A 16,928-nucleotide genomic window follows, 5' to 3' on the forward strand; every position below is an offset into this window, starting at 1 on the left:
CCACGCACCTCGGCGCCGGCGTGCGCGACCAGGGATCAGGGCTGCGGCGGCGCCAGGATCGCGTCCGCCAGATGCGCGTAGTCGCCGTCGAAATGGTGGCCACCGGGCAGCACCAGCTGCCGCGCATGCGCCGGTGCCAGCGACGGGCACAGCGAGGCGTCCTCGCCCTCGCCGCGGATGCACAGCGTGCGTGCGGCCTCCAGCCGGCGCGCCTCGGGCAGGATCGGCAGGGTGTCGTCGCGCTCGCGGCCGATCCAGTTGCCGAGATGGAATTCGAACGCGGCCCGCTGGCCCAGCCCCATCAACACGCTGCGCTCGACCCGCGCACGCGCGTCGGGCGACAGGCGGTTGAGCGCGAACGGCAGCACGTCCGCGCCCTGCGAATAACCGATCAGCAGCACCTTCGGCCGCTGCCAGCGCACGGCGTAGTGGGCGATGATGCGGTCCAGGTCGTCGGCCAGCCCCTGCGGCGTCCGTGCCTGCCAGAAGTAGCGCAGCGAATCGAAGCCGACCACCGGCACGCCGCGCGCGGCCAGCGCGGCGGCGACTTCCTTGTCCAGCCCGGCCCAGCCACCGTCGCCACTGAGCAGGATCGCGAAGGTGTCGCCGGCCTGCTGCGCCGGCACGTCGACCAGCGGCAGGCCGGCCAGCCCGGCGTCGACCGGCGGCGCGCGGCCGGCAGCGCGCCGCGACAGCGCCGACACCGCCGCCGACAGGCGCGGCCACCAGCGGTCCGGCGCCAGGGTGTGGGCGACGCCCGGCAGTTCGGCGACGGCGGCGCCATCGATCGCGGCCGCGAACCGGCGCGCCTGCTCCGGCGGAAAGCGTGCATCCTCGCCGCCCTGCAGCAGCAGCCACGGCGTGGCCAGCGTCGGCACCGGACGCAGCGCGACGCGCGCGCCGGCAGCCGGTGCGTCGAACACCGTGCCGGCCCCGCGGCAGGGCGGCTTGCCCATGTCCAGCGACGGCACGAAGCCCAGGCTGACCGCACCGGCGAACACGTCCGGCTCGGCCAGTGCGGCCATCGCATAGGCCAGCGGCGCGCTGTCGCCCTCGCCGACCAGCACCGGCGGCAGGTAGCCGGGCAGGCGGACGTAGCCCTGCAGCCAGTGCGAGAAATTCTCCAGGTCGCCATCGGGCAGCGCGCAGTCGCCGCCGTCCGCGTGCAGCACCGCGCGCAGCCGCGGCCAGTCGATGCCGGCCACCAGCAGGCCGTCGGCGGACAGGCGCTGCGCCAGGCCGTCGGCGTGCGCGTTCCAGCCATCGGCGCCGGACAGCAGCAGCACCACGCCGCGGGTGGCGCCGTCCGGGCGATACAGCGCCACGTCTTCGAAGCGGCCATGGTCGAAGCGCTCGCGCGCCTGCAGCGGCGGTGCCACCAGCCACAGCAGCGCCAGCAGCGCGGGCATCCATCGGCTCATTTGGCGATCACTCCCTTCAGGCCGCCGGCGATCAGCGCGGCGATGTCGGCCAGCACCAGCAGCGGCGCCACCCCGCCCGGCGTGGCCAGGTAGCGCGGCTCCCACTGCGGCTCGAACTTTTCCTTGAACGCGCGCAGGCCGCGGAAGTTGTAGAACTCCTCGCCATGCGCGAACAGCAGCCGGCCGGCGCGGTGCCAGTACGGCGCCAGCGGCCCGGACGCCATGCCCGACAGCGGCGCCATGCCCAGGCCGAAGCGCGCATGGCCGGCCTGCGCGAAGTGCAGCATCAGGCGCACGAACAGGAAATCCATCGTGCCGTAGGGCATCGGCGAGACATGCCGCATCAGGTCGATGCTGGCCTCGCTGCGGGTGTCGGTGTCGAGCACCGTGGCGAACGCCACCAGGCACCCGTGCTGGCGCACCAGCGCCACGGTCTGCCGGCCGACGTAGGCGTCGACGAAGGCGCCCACCGAGAAGCGCTTCTCGGCGGTGCGGTGCGCGGCCAGCCAGGCATCGGACACCGCACGCATCTCCTCCAGCACCGCCGGCACGCCCGCTGGCGGCACCAGCTCGAAGTCCAGCCCTTCGCGCTCGGCGCGCTTGACGCTGTAGCGCAGCCCGGAGCGCGCCTTGCCCTCCAGCGAGAACCCGGCCAGCGGCACGTAGGCGTACTCGCCGAGCTTGAGCAGGCGCAGGCCGGCGTCGAGATAGGCCGGCAGGCGGTCGGGCCGGACCTGGTAGAAGCCGCCACGTCCGCCGCCTTCGTGGACCATCGCCAGGAACCGCCAGACCAGCTCGCGGCACTGCGGCTCGGGGCCGACCGGATCGGACAGCGCGACCCAGCTGCGCCCGCGCCGCGCGTAGGCCAGCAGCGCCCTGCCGTCGTCGGAGAACAGGAACCGCTTGTCGCCGACCAGCGCCAGGCCGGCATCGGCGTCGTCCTGGGCGCGCACGATCGCCGCCGCGCGCGCCAGCTCCTCGGCACCGGCCGGCTCCAGCACCGGCTGGCTCGGCCGCAGCAGCTGGTACAGCGCCACCGCCAGGGCCAGCAGCGCGATCGCCACCAGCGCACGCAGCGAACGCGGCGCGTCGGCGTCGAACTCGAACTGCCACCACAGCTGGCGGCCGTACTCCACATCCTGGTAGGCGAAGAACAGCAGCACCACCAGCGCCGCCACGATCGCGCCCATCGCCAGCAGCCAGCCGCCGCTGAACGGCACCGCCAGCAGCGAGGCGCGCCGGTCGAAGCGGCGATGCGACAGCAGCAGCGCCAGCACCAGCGGCGCCAGGATCGCCACTTCCGACCAGGCCAGGCCCTTGGGCAGCGCCAGCAGCAGGCCGGCACCAGCCAGCAGCAGGCCGGCCCACCACGCCGCGTCGAGCCGCAGCAGCATGCCGCGGGCGACGAACAGCAGCGCCAGGCCGGCGACGCTGCTGAGGAAGTGCGCCGCCTCCACCAGTGGCAGCGGCGCCCAAGTGGCCAGCACGGCGGTCGCCTCGAGCCCGGCCGGGGTGACCCCGGAGACCAGCAGCACCACCGCCACCACCAGCGTGTAGGCGGCCAGCAGCCGCGGCAGCAACGCCCCCGCCGCCTGCGCCACCGGCGCGGCGATGCCGTGCCGCGCCTCGTGCAGCAGCAGCAGGCCCAACGCCAGCAGCAGCGGCAGCACGTAGTAGATCAGCCGGTACAGCACCAGCGCGCCGGCGACGGTTTCGGCCGGCACCCGCCCGCCCAGGGCGAGCAGCATGGTGGCCTCGAACACGCCCAGGCCGCCGGGCACATGGCTGATCACCGCCAGCACCAGCGCCGCGGCATAGAAGCCGATGAACACCGGGAACCCGATCGCGCCGTCAGGCAGCAGCAGCCACAGCACCGCGCCGGTGGCCAGGATGTCCAGCGCCGACCACAGCAGCTGTTCCAGCATCAGGCGCCGCCCCGGCAGGCGCTCGACCCAGCGCGCCATGCGCCGGCTGCGCCATGTCCGGCCGCGCGCCAGCAGCAGTCCGCCCAGCAGCGCCAGCACCAGCAGCGACGCCCCCTGCAGCAGCCAGGCAGGCACGCCGGCCATCGCCGCCATCGCGGTGGCGTTGACCAGCACGCCGAACGCGCCGACCGCGCTGATCCCCAGCCCGAACGCCGCGGCGTTGAAGGCGATCGCACGCGACACCTGGCCGGCCTCGACCCCCGCCGCGCCATACAGGCGCATGCGCACCGCGCCGCCGGTGAACACGCCCAGCCCGATCGTGTTGGCCAGCGCGTAGGCGATGAACGAGGTCTGCGCCACCGTGCGGTATGGCAGCCGCACGCCGACGTAGCGCAGCGAAGCATGGTCGTAGCCGCTCAACGCCAGGAAGCTGATGAGGGTGGCAAGCAGGGCCAGCGCGATGTCGCGCATCGGAGTGGCCCGGACCGCGGCCACGATCTGCGCGTAGCTCAGCTCGCGCCACAGACCGTGCAGGGCCAGTCCCAGCAGCACCAGCAGCACGGCCAGCCCCGCTCCGATCCACCAGCGGCGCCAGCGCACCAGTCTGGCGAGCCAGCCCGCATCCGCGTCGGTGGCTTCTTGCACGGACGTCTGCTGCGACATGCGGGGACGGGTCGGGTTGGGGAGAGGGGGAATCCGCGGGCGCTATTGAAGCACGCCGCCGCCGCGCCGGCGCTGTCCCGCGCACGCGGGTCCGGCGCCGCCGGATCGGGCCGTCGGACGGCGCAAGGCATTGAATCGGCGATCCATGCCACCATCCTGTGCAACGGACGCCCGCGTCCGCCGCCCGTTCCGACGAAATCGCAGATGAATACCCGCGCAGACCAGATCCGCCACGCCCTGCAGACGCTCCAGCCGATGCACCTGGAGGTGCTCGACGAAAGCCACATGCACAGCCGCGGCCTGGAGACGCACTACAAGGCCGTGATCGTCAGCGAGGCTTTCGCCGGCAAGCGCCTGCTCCAGCGCCACCAGGCGGTGTACGCCGCGATGGGCGGACTGATGCAGCAGGTCCACGCGCTGGCCCTGCATACGCACACGCCCGAGGAATGGGCCGCCGACAGCAGCGTCCCGGACTCCCCGACCTGCCGCGGCGGCAGCAAGCACGATTTGGCGCGCACGTCCTGATCCGGCCGCGGCACCCTGCCGCCACGGCCGCCCTCCACGCCTGAACAAGGACCGCCGGCGTTCACGCCGGCACTGCGCGCATGACCGCAGCGTAGCGGCATGTTCCCGCCGGAGTGGTCCATGTCAGTCCATCGTCTCGCCCTGGCCGCCCTGCTGGCGGCGCTTCCCGCCGCCGCCTGGGGAGCGGACACCGACAAGGCCACACTGGCCGCCTCCGCCGACGACCGCACGCAGCGCGAAGGCGATGCGGCGCTGCTGCGCCTGCAGGTGCTGCTCGACCGCGCGCGCTTCTCGCCGGGAGAGATCGACGCCATGGCCGGATCGAACCAGCAGCGCGCGCTGCGCGGCTTCCAGGCCGCGCACGACCTGCCGGTCACCGGCGAGGCCGACGCGGCGACCTGGGCCGCGCTGGAGCGCGACGCCGCACCGGTGCTGGTCGACTACACGCTGACCGCCGGAGACGTCGCCGGTCCATATGCCGCACTACCGGACGACATGATGGAGAAAGCGAAGCTGGAGACGCTGGGCTTCGGTTCGCTCGCCGAAGCACTGGGCGAGCGCTTCCATGCCAGCCCGGCCCTGCTGGCGCGCCTGAACCCCGGGCTGGACGCGGCCCGTGCCGGCACCGTGCTGAAAGTGCCGGCCATCGCCTCCGGGGCGCCGCCGAAGGCCGCACGCGTGGTGGTGGACCGCAGCGATTCGGTGCTGCGCCTGCTCGACGCGCAGGGCGCGGTCATCGCCCAGTACCCGGCCTCGACCGGCAGCGAACACGACCCGCTGCCGATCGGCGAGTGGAAGATCGCCACCGTGGTGCGCGACCCCACGTTCCACTACAACCCCGAGCTGTTCTGGGACGCCGATCCGGCCCACAGCAAGGCGACGCTGGCACCGGGTCCGAACAATCCGGTCGGCACGGTGTGGATCGACCTGTCCAAGCCGCACTACGGCATCCATGGCACGCCCGAGCCGCGCAGCATCGGCAAGACCCAGTCGCACGGCTGCATCCGCCTGACCAACTGGGACGCCGCAGCGGTGGCCGCGGCGGTCGACAGCAGCGTGCCGGTCACCCTGCAGGAATGAAGCCCATGCCCAGCGCATGCGATGCCACCGGAGGTCGTCGATGAAACTGCTGCTGTCGGCGCTGCTGTGCGTGGCGCTCGCCCTGCTCGCGCTGGGATGGCGCAGTGGCGAAGGCCTGCGCCTGATCGACGTGTCCGCGAGCGCGGCGACACCGCCCCCGGGTCCGGAACCGATGGACGCCACGCCGCTCGCACCGCAACGCGACCCGCCGCCGCCCGCGGTGACGCCTGCCCTTGCCGCCGCACCGGCGGCACCGGTCGGCCCGGTGGGTTCCAACGCATCCCCCGCCCTGCTGCTTCCGGTACAGGGCGTGGACCTCGCGCAGCTGCATGACACCTTCACCGATGCGCGCGGCGAAGGCCGCGTGCACGACGCGATCGACATCATGGCGCCGGCCGGCACGCCGGTGCTCGCGGTCGCCGACGGCCACATCGAGAAGCTGTTCGACAGCGAGCGCGGCGGGCTGACCATCTACCAGTTCGACCGCAGCGGCCGGTTCGCCTACTACTACGCGCACCTGGAGCGTTACGCCGATGGCTTGGCCGAGCAGCAGCGCGTGCGCCGCGGCCAGGTGATCGGCCATGTCGGCTCCACCGGCAACGCCAACGCCGATGCGCCGCACCTGCACTTCGCGATCTTCGTGCTCGGCCCCGAGCGGCACTGGTGGGAAGGCGCGGCGATCAATCCCTACCCGATCCTGCGCGGCGAGCAGCCGCTGCCTTGAATTATCGACGCCCACTGCAGGCCACCGTCCCGCAGGAAGACCGTCGTTCCAGGCAGGCACCGAGATCCATCCCGTCCCGTCGCGAGCCATCGCATCGAGCCGGATCAGCGGGCCGCGCGCGCAGGCGATGGAGGCTCTGGCGCACTTGCCTTCGTCACCGCCAATGGCATCACCGGGCATGGCGGTCGGCCTCGAGCGGCCTCCTACAGGCGCGGATCTCTTCCCCCTGTAGGAGGGCCCCAGCCCCGACCGCCGTCTCGACCATCGCAACCAGCGCATCACAGGCCAGGCGGTCGGCCTCGAGCGGCCTCCTACCAGGCGCGGCTCTCTCACCCCTGTGGGAGGGCCCCCAGCCCCGACCGCCTTCTCGACCATCGCAACCGGCGCATCACCGGCCAGGCAGCCGACCTCGAGCGGCCTCCTGCAGGCGCGGCTCTCTTCCCCTGTAGGAGGGGCCCCAGCCCCGACCGCCTTCTCGACCGTCGCAACCAACGCATCACCGGCCACGCGGTCGGCCTCGAGCGGCCTCCTACAGGCGCGGCTCTTCCCCGTAGGAGGGGCCCCAGCCCCGACTGCCTTCTCGACCGTCGCAACCAGCGCATCACCAGCCAGGCGGTCGCCCTCAAGCGGCCTCCTGCAGGCGCGGCTCTCTTCCCCCTGTAGGAGGGGCCCCAGCCCCGACCGCCTTCTCGACCGTCGCAACCAACGCATCACCAGCCACGCGGTCGGCCTCGAGCGGCCTCCTGCAGGCGCAGCTCTCTTCCCCTGTAGGAGGGGCCCCAGCCCCGACCGCCTTCTCGACCGTCGCACCCAACGCGTCACCGGCCAAGGGGTCGGCCTCAAGCGGCCTCCCTGCTGGTGAAGGAGCGATCCCGGCCGTGCCCGGCATTCCTGCTCCGTCACTGGCCGGAGTCGCCATGGCCGATCCCGCACACGAAGAGGCCGGCTTGCGCCGGCCTTTTCGCTCCATCTGCACCGACTGCGCTCAGAGCGCCTTCGCCGCCTCGACCGTCTTCTCGACGGTGATGCCGAAGTAGGCATACAGCTCGTTGGCCGGTGCCGAGGCGCCGAACGAGTCGATGCCGATCACCGCACCGTCCAGGCCCACGTACTGGCGCCAGAAGGCGGTGATGCCGGCCTCTATGGCCACACGCCTGCGCACCGCGTTCGGCAGCACCGACTCGCGGTAGGCCGCATCCTGGCGGTCGAACACGTCGGTCGACGGCATCGACACCACGCGGGTCTTCAGGCCCTGCGCATCCAGCTGCTTCTTCGCCTCGACCGCCAGCCCGACCTCGGAACCGGTGGCCAGCAGGATCACGTCGGGGCTGCCGCCCTCGGCGTCGGCCAGCACGTAACCGCCACGCTCGATCGCCGCGACCTGGCCGGCATCGCGCGGCTGATGCGGCAGGTTCTGGCGGCTGAACACCAGGCAGCTCGGGCCGTCCTTGCGGGTGATCGCGGCCTTCCAGCTGACCGCCGACTCGACCGCATCGCAGGGGCGCCACACGTCGTTGTTCGGGATGTAGCGCAGCGAGGCCAGGTGCTCGACCGGCTGGTGGGTCGGGCCGTCCTCGCCCAGGCCGATCGAGTCGTGGGTGTAGACGTGGATCGCATGCGCCGGAATCAGTGCGCCCATGCGCACGCCGTTGCGCGCGTAGTCGCTGAACACCAGGAAGGTCGCATCGAACGGAATGAAGCCGCCGTGCAGCGCCAGGCCATTGGCGATGGCCGTCATGCCGAACTCGCGCACGCCGTAGTACACGTAGTTGGCGTTCGGGTCGTCGCTGGCGACCGACTTGCTGGCCTTCCACAGGGTCAGGTTGGAATGGGCCAGGTCGGCAGAGCCGCCGACGATTTCCGGCAGCAGCGGCGCGAACGCCTCGATCGCCAGCTGCGAGGCCTTGCGCGAGGCGATGGTCGGGCCTTCGGCCTGGACCTGGGCAATGTAGGCATCGGCCTTGGCGACGAAGTCGGCCGGCAGCTCGCCGTGCGAGCGGCGGGTCAGCTCCTCGGCCTGGGCCGGGAACTGCGCGGCGTACTTGTCGAACAGCTGCTCCCACTCGGCCTGGCGGAAGGTGCCGGTGCCGTTGGCGCGCCAGCCGTCGTAGATCTCGGCCGGAATCTCGAACGGGCCGTATTCCCAACCCAGCTGCTTGCGGGTCGCGTCCAGCTCGTCCTTGCCCAGCGGGGCGCCGTGGCTGGATTCCTTGCCGGCCTTGTTCGGCGAACCGAAGCCGATCGTGGTGCGGCAGCAGATCAGGGTCGGCTTGTCGAACTGGCCCAGCGCGCTGTCGATCGCGGCCTTGATGCTGTCCGGATCGTGCCCGTCGACGCCGCGCACCACGTTCCAGCCGTAGGCCTCGAAGCGTGCCGGGGTGTCATCGGTGAACCAGCCGTCGGTGTTGCCGTCGATCGAGATCCTGTTGTCGTCCCAGAAGCAGACCAGCTTGTTCAGGCCCCAGGTGCCGGCCAGCGACGCGGCCTCGTGCGACACGCCTTCCATCAGGCAGCCGTCGCCCATGAACACCCAGGTGCGGTGGTCGACGATCTCGAATTCGGGGCGGTTGAAGCGCTGCGCGAGCAGCTTCTCGGCGAGCGCGAAACCGATGGCGTTGGCGAAGCCCTGACCGAGTGGACCGGTGGTGGTCTCCACGCCCGGGGTCTCGTGCCGCTCGGGATGGCCCGCGGTCTTGCTGTGCAGCTGGCGGAAGCGCTTGAGCTCCTCGATCGGCAGGTCGTAGCCGCTCAGGTGCAGCAGCGCGTACTGCAGCATCGAGCCATGGCCGTTGGACAGCACGAAGCGGTCGCGGTTGAACCAGTGCGGATTGCCCGGGTTGTGGCGCAGGTAATCGTTCCAGAGCACTTCGGCGATGTCGGCCATGCCCATCGGCATGCCGGGGTGGCCGGAGTTGGCGGCCTGGACCGCATCGGCGGCGAGGAAGCGGATGGCATTCGCCAGCTGGCGGCGGGTGGGCTTGGTCATGTGGCGGTTCGTCGTGGCGGGTGGCGGCCGCGGACTGCGGGCGGCCCATTGTCCCATCCCTTGTCCGCCCGTGTCCCGTCCCTCGGCACGAAAATCATCGTCGCCGCGCACCCCGGGCCACCATGCGCAGGCGCATGCGCCAGCGGCGCGGGCCGCCTCGACGCAATCGCGCATCCACGCAATGCGAGCGCGTGGAATCACGCCCGCAGAAGAAACGAGGCCGCACTGGGCGGCCTCGTCTGCGGGTCATCCGAGGCGCGGGCGCTCGCCCGGCGGCGCCTCGATCACCACGCCGGGCACCTCGACATCGGCACGCTCGCCGCGCGACACCAGCGTGGCCAGCGTCAGGTCGCCGGTCACGTTGAGCGTGGTGCGGCACATGTCGAGGAAATGGTTCACGCCCAGGATCAGGCCGATGCCGATCGGATCGACGCCAACCATCGCGCAGATCAGCGCGACCACCGGCAGCGAGCCCGACGGCACGCCGGCGGTGCCGATGCCGCCCAGGATGCAGACCATCATCACCATGAACTGCTGGCCCAGGGTCAGGTCCACGCCGAAGAACTGGGCGAGGAAGATCACCGTCACGCCCTCGAACAGCGCGGTGCCGTTCTGGTTGGCGGTGGCGCCGACGGTCAGCACGAAGCGCGAGACCTTGTTCGGCAGGCCCATCTGGTCGGCCACGCGCAGCGCGGTCGGCAGGGTCGCGTTGCTCGACGCGGTCGAGAACGCCATCACCGAGGCTTCCTGGGTGTCGCGGAAGAACTTCAGCGGCGAGCGGCCGGCGAAGCGCACCGCCAGCGAATAGACCACGAACATGTGCAGCGCCAGCGCCAGGACCACCACACCCACGTAGGCGCCCAGGCGGATCAGCAGCTCGAAGCCGAACACCGCGGCCAGGTTGAACATGAAGCAGAACACCGCGTACGGCGCCAGGCGGATCACCAGGCCGATCAGCGTCATCGAGATCTCGAAGATGCCCTCGATGCCGCTCTTCAGCGTGGCCACCTTCTCGGCCGGCGCCAGCACCATGCCGACGCCGAACATCACCGCGAAGAACATCAGCGCCAGGATCGAACCATTGTCCGACGCGGCGCGGATCACGTTGCTCGGCACGATCGACAGCAGCATGTCGATGCCCTGCGGCTGGCTGCCGACGCTGGCGACGATCTCGCGGCTGCGCTCGACGTTCTGGGTCAGCAGCTGCTCGGCCAGCGCCGGGTCCACGCCCACGCCGGGCTGCAGCAGGTTGACCAGGACCAGGCCCAGCAGCACCGCGATGCCCGACAGGATCACCGTCCACGCCAGCGTCTTCCAGCCGATCCGGCCCAGCGCGCGGATGTCGCCCATCTCGGCCACGCCCATCACCAGTGCCGAGAACAGCAGCGGCACGATCAGCATGAAGATCAGGTTGAGGAACAGGCTGGAGAACGGCGTGGTGACGTAGCGGGTGAACGCGGTCACCCAGCTCGAGTCGCCGCCGACCGTGCTGTGGACGATCAGGCCGAACAGCAGGCCCAGGCCGAAGCCGACGCCCATCTTCCAGTGCAGGGGCCAGCGTTTCCTGGGGGTGGCGGAGCGGTCGACCATCGGGGCTTCCTGACGTGAGTGCGTCCGGCAGCTTAGTCAAAGCGGCGGTGCGGTGCTACACGCCGCACCTCAACACCTGCGATCGTCGGCGAACACTCGGGCAACGGCCGCCGGCCGTCGCACTGCAGCATTCCGTGCGTGCAACCGAGGGAGGCCCCTGCCGCTTACCCGGCCGGGCGGCGGCCGGCCCGTTCCGGATACAGCGGCGGCAGTGCCGCACGCACTGGCGCCGGCTCCGCGCGCCAGACCGGACCGGTACGGAACGCACTGCGCAGCGCCGCACGCGCGTCCGCCGGAGCGCCATCGTCGGCCCACAGCGCGCGCCGCATCCGCTCCAGCGCCTCGCGCTGCGCAGCATCGTCCAGACTGACCAGCAGCGCATCCAGATCGACCGGCATCGGCGAGCGCATCCGCCGCAGGCAGGCCACCACGTCCTCGAAACTGCCGGCATCCAGCGCGCGCCTGAGGTCGGCCCGGGTCATCACCGGCACGCTCCCGGCGACCGGGCCGGAGGCTGGCAGCACCCCGGCCGGCGCCTGCCGCCGCAGGTGCAGCGCCCATCCCAGCGTCGCCAGCCACAGCAGCGCCAGGCCCAGCGCGATCCAGCGCCACGGCCAGGACACGGCGCCCGCGTCCTCGTCCTGTGCCACGATCGCGTCGTCCGCAGGGGGCGGAACGTCGGCGGGATGGCGGGCCGGCGCACGCGCGCCCACGGCCGCCGCCGGGGCGACCTCCAGGGTCAGCGGCGGCAGGCTGGCGCGGCGCGCGGCACCGGCGCCGACGTCCCACCACGACAGCGCCGGCCCCGGGATCCGCAGGCTGCCGGCGGCGCCGGGGACGAGCGCGAAACGCCGGGTGACGGTGAGCTCGGGGGCGCCGTCGACGAAACGTTCGGCGAACTGCGCCGGCTCGGCGAAGACCTGCACACCCGGCAGTTCCGGGACAGGCAGCTCGGGGAACAGCGCCTGGGTGCCGCCCTGCGCCACCGCCTCGACCACCAGCTCCACCGCCTCGCCGGCACGCGCCTGCTGCGGCGCCGCGACGTAGCGCAGCCGCAGGCCGTGCAGCGGCAGCCAGGGCTGGGCCGCGGCCGCCGGCTGCGCGGCCACCTGCAGCTGCCGCGGCGCCGACTGCGCGGACAGCTCGCGCCGCTCGCCGAACATGTCGTCGAAGAACCCGCCCGCGGCCTGGCCCCGGAAGCGGGCCGCCGGCAGCTGCAGGGGGCCGCTGCGTTCGGGCACCAGCAGGTAGCGGCGCTCGACCACGTTGAAGCGGCGGTTGCCGATCTGGCGCGTGCTCTGCACGTCGTCGCCGACCCGCTGCAGCGATGCGCCGGCTGGCGCATCCTGGGTCAGCTCGCCCGACAGCAGCGGCACCGCGTAATGCAGGCGCACCGTCACGCCGACGCTCTGCTGCACGTAGGGCGCGGCGTCGTCGACGCTGCTTTCGACGAACACCTGCGCGTCGCTGCTGGCCGCCGCGGGCGCGGCATCGACCTGCAGCCGCATCGGCGCGCTGGCCTCGCGTCCCACCCGGATCGGCGGCACCTCGAGCAGGCCACTGCGACGCGGCGTCAGTGCGATGCCGAACACCTGCCCGGCCCCACCCGATGTCCGGCTGCGGAATGGCGTCCCGAGGGCGAAATCGCGCTGCAGCGGCGTGTAATCCGGTGCCACGCCCTGCTGGTCGGTCTCGATGTTGAGCGTGACCGGCTCGCCTTCCACACCGGTGGCGCGGTCCAGCCACGCGCGGGTCGCGGCCGACGCCGGCAGCAGCGCGCAGAGCGCGGACAGCATGCACAGCGCGGTGGCCATCCGCAGGAACGCGACGCGGCGCGGCCGTCGGTCGACGTGTCGGGACCGCGCGTGTTCGTTGCCCTGGGTCATCGCCCCTCCCTGCGTCGGCGCTCGTGTTCGATCTGGAATTTCGCCCGCAGCAGGCCGCCCGGGTCGTCGGGCACGCGCCGCAGCCAGGCTTCGCGCGCCTGCCGCTGCTCACGGACCTCCGCACTCGGCTGCTGCGCGGCCTGGTCCTCGCCGGCAGCCGCCTCGCCCTGCGCCTCCAGCGCCTGGCGCATCCGTTCGCGCTGGGCGGCATCGGCCTCCTGCTGGCGTCGTGCCGCCTCTGCATCCTCGGCCCGTGGTGGTGGTTCGCCCTCCCGCGCAGGCGCATTGCCGCGCTCGCCACGGTCGTCGGACGGCGGGGCCGGCTGCCCGGGTTCATCCTGCGGCGGCGCATCGCGTCCAGCTTCGCCGTCGCCCTGCTGCTGCGCCTGATTCTGTCCGGACCCGCCGTCACCGGATGGCGGTGGCGTGCCGCCGCCGGCCTGCTGCTGGCGCCGGCGCGCGGCCTCGACGACCGCGCGGTTGGCCTGCGCGTCGGCCATGCCCGCGCGCGCGGCCAGGGCACGGTCGTAGGCGGCGATCGCCTCGTCGTACCGGCCCTGCCGGGCCAGCGCGTTGCCCAGGTTGTACTGCGCCTCGGCGCCGGGCTGGCCTTCGAACGCGTGCTGCGCGGCCGCGAAATCGCCTGCGCGATAGGCCTGTACGCCCGCCTCCAGCCGGCGCTGCGCGGCCTGGTCGGCGCGCTGCCACAGGCTGCCATCGGCCGCCTGCACCGGCGGCACCGTCGCCGGGACCAGCAGCACCGCGAGCAGTACCGCGCCCACGGCATGGCCGCCACGACGGAATCCCAGCGCCACGAGCAGCAGCAGCGCCGGCAGCAGCCAGTAGCCCTGGTCGAGCCAGCCGCGCGCGCCGGCGGCATCGTCCTGTACCAGCGCTTCGGCCGGCGGCTGCAGCACGCCCAATGCCTGCAGGTCGGCGTCGTCCGTGGTCAGCGCGGCATAGCGGCCACCGCCGGCCCGGGCGAGCGCGCGCAGCGCGTCGGCCTCCAGCACGGCGCGCCGGAGCTGGCCGCCACGGTCGCGGTGGAATGCGCCTTCGGCCGTGCCCAATCCGAGCACCGACACCCGATAGCCCTGCGCGAGCGCCTGGGCCGCCGCATCGCGCGCGGCGGCGTCGGCGGTGCCGCCCAGCAGCAGGATGTCGCCACTGGAGAAGCCGGCCTGGCGCAGCAGCGCGGAGGCCTGCGCGATGGCACGGGCGGGGCGCTGGCCATCGACCGGCATCACCTCGGGCGACAGCGCATCGACGAACAGGGCGACGTTGGACGCATCGCCGGTCAGCGGTGCCACGGTGAACGCATCCTCCGCCCACGCGACCAGGCCGATGTCGCCGCCAACACGCTGCGCCAGCAGCCGGCTCAGCTTGGCCCGCGCCTGCAGCAGGCGCGACGGTGGCAGGTCCGGGGTGGTCATCGCCGAGGACAGATCGAAGGCGACCACCAGCGGCGCATGCGACTGCCAGCGCGGCTGCGCCTCCTGCCGCCAGCCCGGTCCGGCCAGGGCGAGCAGTCCGAGCGCGGCGGCCAGCATGCCCAGCACCGGGCCGGTCCAGCCGCGCCCAGGCGCCGGCTCGATCAGATGCGGCAGCAGGTGCGGATCGACCGCGTCGCGCCAGGGATCGCCGCGGCGGGTCAGCCGCCACCAGGCCAGGGCCAGCAGCGGCAGCAGCGCGAGTCCCCACAGCCACAACGGCCGCTGGAAATGCAGCATCGGCAGCCAGTCGCTCATCGCCTGCGCCCCAGGGCGGACAGGACGGCCACGCCGCCGAGCAGCCCGGCCAGCAACAGCGGCCACGGATACGCCTCGATTCTCGGCCGGACCGGCGCCGCCGCAGCGGCCACCGGCTCCAGCCGGTCGAGTTCGGCATAGATGCCGGCCAGTTCCTCGGTATCGCGGGCGCGGAAGAAGCGCCCGCCGGTCTGGCTGGCCACGGTGCGCAGCGTCTCCTCGTCGACGTCCTCGCCGCCGGACACCTGCATGGGCACCCCGAACACCGAGAATCCGCCGCCATTGCCGCCGAAGGCGATGGTATGCACGCGCACGCCTTCGGCCTGGGCGAGTTCGGCCGCCTTGAGCGGCTCCAGCACGCCGGCGGTGTTCACGCCGTCGGTCAGCAGCACCAGCACGCGCTGGCCGGGCGGCTGCTCGCGCAGGCGCTTGACCGCCAGCCCGATCGCGTCGCCCAGTGCGGTCTCGCGACCGGCGAGTCCGGCGACGCTGTCGCGCAGCTGGTCGCGGACCGAGGCCAGGTCCAGCGTCAGCGGGGTCAGCATGTAGGCGCGCTGGCCGAACACCAGCAGGCCGACCCGGTCGCCGGCGCGGCGCTGCAGGAAGTCGGCGATCACCGCCTTGGCGGCGGTCAGGCGGTCGACCGGGCGGCCCCCCAGGTACATGTCGTTCTCGGCCATGCTGCCGGACAGGTCGACCGCCAGCATCAGCTGGCGCGCCTGCTGCGGCGGCACCTGCATCGCACCGAGCAGTTGCGGGCGGGCCGCGGCGGCGCACAACAGGCTCCACGCCAGCAGCGGCAGCCACAGCCCGTGCCGCAGCGACACCAGGCGCCTGGACGCCGCCGCTGCCGGCAGTGCCATCCCCGGCGGCACGCGCAGCGCGGCCGCCGTACTGCGCCGTGGCGGCAGCACCCGGCGCAGCAGCAACGGCAGCGGCAGCAGCAGCCACATCCACGGCCAGGCGAACCCGGCGAAGTCGGCCAGCCAGTCGCCCGGCCAGGCGGGCAGCCATCCGCTCACCGGCGACGCTCCATCAGTGCGACGAAGCGCGCCTGCGCCAGCGCGGTGACCCGCTCGCAGCTTGCTTGCTCGATGCCTGGGCGGAACGGCCCGTCCAGCAGCAGCCGTCCCTCTCCCTGCGTGAACGCAGTGCCCTCGCCGTCCAGCCAGGCCAGCCAGGCCTCGCCCTGCAGCTGTTCGCTGCCCGGACAGGCGCGGCGCGCGGCACGGCGCAGCAACGCCGACATCGCGGCCACACGCTCCGACGGCGTGCCTGCGCCGCATTCGCTGGCGAACATCCGCTGCCAGCGTCGACGCCGGCGCAGCCGCCACCCGTGCCAGCCCGCGGCCAGCAGCACCAGCAGGAGCAGCGCGCCGGCCAGCAGCCACCAGCCGGGCGCCGGCGGCCACCAGCCGGGCGGCGGCGGCAGCTGCACATCGCGCAGCGGCAGGCTGGCCGCGCTCATGCCGCGTCACCGGTCGGCAGCGGCTGCAGCCAGGCATCGCTGGCTTCGTCGGTCCACAGCGAGCGCACGCGCACGCCTGCGGCCGGCAGGCGCGCGCCCAGGGTCTCGGCGGGAGCGACGAACGCGGCGTCCCAGCGCTCGCGCACGTCGGGATCGGCCAGCGCCAGTTCGACCCGCCCGGCCGTCGAGCGGAACGCCAGGCCACGGCGCGGTGGCGCGGTTTCCAGTGCGTCGCGCAGCATCACCAGCGTGGTTTCATGGTGCCGGGCCAGTGCGGTCCATCGGGTCTGCGGAATCGCAACCGCACTGGCCGGATCGGCAAGCACCACCAGACGCGCACCCGGCCGCAGCAATCGCTGTGCGCGCTCCAGGGTCAGCCCGAGCCCGCCATCGTCCGGCGGCGATGCGGCGTACCAGCGCGCCAGCGCGTCGAGCACGCGCATCGCCCCGCGCACGCCCGAGGCCGGCGGCACCGCCGGTTCGTCGCCGCCACGCAACGCTCCGACCCGGTCGCCGGCACGCAGCGCGGTCCAGACCGCCACTGCACCGGCACGCGCGGCCTGCGCCGACTTGAACCGGACCCGGGTACCGAAGTACAGCGACGGCGCCACATCGCAGGCCAGCAGCGTGATCCGCTCGCGCTCGGCCTGGAACAACTTGGTATGCGCCCGGCCGGTGCGCGCGGTCAGACGCCAGTCCATCCGGCGCACGTCGTCGCCGGCCACGTACTCGCGGGACTCCGCGTACTCCATGCCACGGCCACGCAGCGGCGACGGGGCCGGACCATGCACGCCATGGCGGCCACGCAGGACCGCCGGTGGCCGCCCGCTGCCGCGCAGGGCCACCAGTTCGGCCAGGCTGGGGACGATGCCCTCGTTCATGGGTGGAGCGTCGCGCGGGCGCGGCGGACGG

General features: G+C 73.0%; 12 protein-coding genes. 3 read left to right on the forward strand and 9 right to left on the reverse strand.

All coding sequences use genetic code 11. From position 1 onward, the window contains the following. Positions 1-35 precede the first annotated feature (35 nt). Positions 36-1,421 (reverse strand): virulence factor family protein, encoded by a 1,386-nt coding sequence (locus IB242_RS12055; RefSeq protein WP_192279618.1) that lies wholly within the window; start codon positions 1,419-1,421, stop codon positions 36-38. Further along, on the reverse strand, positions 1,418-3,991 hold the full coding sequence (mprF, locus tag IB242_RS12060) for a bifunctional lysylphosphatidylglycerol flippase/synthetase MprF (RefSeq protein ID WP_343237139.1): 2,574 nt from the start codon (positions 3,989-3,991) through the stop codon (positions 1,418-1,420). Before mprF ends, IB242_RS12055 begins: the two co-directional genes overlap by 4 nt. A 222-nt stretch (positions 3,992-4,213) precedes the next feature. Here mprF and IB242_RS12065 point away from each other — a divergent pair, with 222 nt between their 5' ends. The 3 genes from IB242_RS12065 to IB242_RS12075 all read left to right on the forward strand — a co-directional run bounded on the left by IB242_RS12065 (position 4,214) and on the right by IB242_RS12075 (position 6,338). Beyond that, a complete protein-coding gene (locus tag IB242_RS12065) occupies positions 4,214-4,534 on the forward strand; it encodes a BolA family protein (protein ID WP_192279621.1) in 321 nt (106 codons plus the stop codon). Positions 4,535-4,633: 99 nt separating this feature from the next. Beyond that, complete coding sequence (locus IB242_RS12070; RefSeq protein WP_192279623.1) at positions 4,634-5,614, forward strand: L,D-transpeptidase; 981 nt, start codon at positions 4,634-4,636, stop codon at positions 5,612-5,614. A gap of 40 nt (positions 5,615-5,654) precedes the next feature. Further along, on the forward strand, positions 5,655-6,338 hold the full coding sequence (locus tag IB242_RS12075; protein ID WP_192279625.1) for a M23 family metallopeptidase: 684 nt from the start codon (positions 5,655-5,657) through the stop codon (positions 6,336-6,338). Positions 6,339-7,323: 985 nt separating this feature from the next. Here IB242_RS12075 and tkt read toward each other — a convergent pair. From tkt to IB242_RS12105, 7 genes are all read right to left on the reverse strand, one after another. Then, positions 7,324-9,324 (reverse strand): transketolase, encoded by a 2,001-nt coding sequence (gene tkt, locus IB242_RS12080; RefSeq protein ID WP_192279627.1) that lies wholly within the window; start codon positions 9,322-9,324, stop codon positions 7,324-7,326. A 246-nt stretch (positions 9,325-9,570) separates the two neighbouring features. After that, positions 9,571-10,914 (reverse strand): dicarboxylate/amino acid:cation symporter, encoded by a 1,344-nt coding sequence (locus IB242_RS12085; protein WP_192279629.1) that lies wholly within the window; start codon positions 10,912-10,914, stop codon positions 9,571-9,573. 164 nt (positions 10,915-11,078) lie between these two features. After that, complete coding sequence (locus tag IB242_RS12090; RefSeq protein WP_225540599.1) at positions 11,079-12,728, reverse strand: BatD family protein; 1,650 nt, start codon at positions 12,726-12,728, stop codon at positions 11,079-11,081. Positions 12,729-12,796: 68 nt separating this feature from the next. Beyond that, positions 12,797-14,548: a tetratricopeptide repeat protein gene (locus IB242_RS12095; RefSeq protein ID WP_192279631.1), complete on the reverse strand. Its 1,752-nt coding sequence runs from the start codon at positions 14,546-14,548 to the stop codon at positions 12,797-12,799. Beyond that, positions 14,545-15,501, reverse strand: a complete 957-nt coding sequence (locus IB242_RS12100) for a VWA domain-containing protein (RefSeq protein WP_225540600.1) — start codon at positions 15,499-15,501, stop codon at positions 14,545-14,547. Before IB242_RS12100 ends, IB242_RS12095 begins: the two co-directional genes overlap by 4 nt. A 65-nt stretch (positions 15,502-15,566) precedes the next feature. After that, positions 15,567-16,016 (reverse strand): DUF4381 family protein, encoded by a 450-nt coding sequence (locus IB242_RS20480; RefSeq protein ID WP_225540548.1) that lies wholly within the window; start codon positions 16,014-16,016, stop codon positions 15,567-15,569. Next, positions 16,013-16,897, reverse strand: coding sequence for a DUF58 domain-containing protein (locus IB242_RS12105; protein WP_192279634.1), 885 nt, complete (start codon positions 16,895-16,897; stop codon positions 16,013-16,015). Before IB242_RS12105 ends, IB242_RS20480 begins: the two co-directional genes overlap by 4 nt. Between the last annotated feature and the right edge of the window lie 31 nt (positions 16,898-16,928).

It is taken from the genome of Xanthomonas sp. XNM01 (assembly GCF_014851915.1).
Classification (GTDB): domain Bacteria; phylum Pseudomonadota; class Gammaproteobacteria; order Xanthomonadales; family Xanthomonadaceae; genus Pseudoxanthomonas.

Excerpts from the sequence above, each read along its gene's own strand:
- IB242_RS12075 (WP_192279625.1), top strand. The coding sequence starts at position 5,655 with ATGAAACTGCTGCTGTCGGCGCTGCTGTGCGTGGCGCTCGCCCTGCTC.
- tkt (WP_192279627.1), bottom strand. The coding sequence starts at position 9,324 with ATGACCAAGCCCACCCGCCGCCAGCTGGCGAATGCCATCCGCTTCCTC.
- IB242_RS12090 (WP_225540599.1), bottom strand. The coding sequence starts at position 12,728 with ATGGCCACCGCGCTGTGCATGCTGTCCGCGCTCTGCGCGCTGCTGCCG.
- IB242_RS12095 (WP_192279631.1), bottom strand. The coding sequence starts at position 14,548 with ATGAGCGACTGGCTGCCGATGCTGCATTTCCAGCGGCCGTTGTGGCTG.
- IB242_RS20480 (WP_225540548.1), bottom strand. The coding sequence starts at position 16,016 with ATGAGCGCGGCCAGCCTGCCGCTGCGCGATGTGCAGCTGCCGCCGCCG.
- IB242_RS12105 (WP_192279634.1), bottom strand. The coding sequence starts at position 16,897 with ATGAACGAGGGCATCGTCCCCAGCCTGGCCGAACTGGTGGCCCTGCGC.
- IB242_RS12055 (WP_192279618.1), bottom strand. The coding sequence starts at position 1,421 with ATGAGCCGATGGATGCCCGCGCTGCTGGCGCTGCTGTGGCTGGTGGCA.
- IB242_RS12085 (WP_192279629.1), bottom strand. The coding sequence starts at position 10,914 with ATGGTCGACCGCTCCGCCACCCCCAGGAAACGCTGGCCCCTGCACTGG.
- IB242_RS12100 (WP_225540600.1), bottom strand. The coding sequence starts at position 15,501 with ATGTGGCTGCTGCTGCCGCTGCCGTTGCTGCTGCGCCGGGTGCTGCCG.
- IB242_RS12065 (WP_192279621.1), top strand. The coding sequence starts at position 4,214 with ATGAATACCCGCGCAGACCAGATCCGCCACGCCCTGCAGACGCTCCAG.
- IB242_RS12070 (WP_192279623.1), top strand. The coding sequence starts at position 4,634 with ATGTTCCCGCCGGAGTGGTCCATGTCAGTCCATCGTCTCGCCCTGGCC.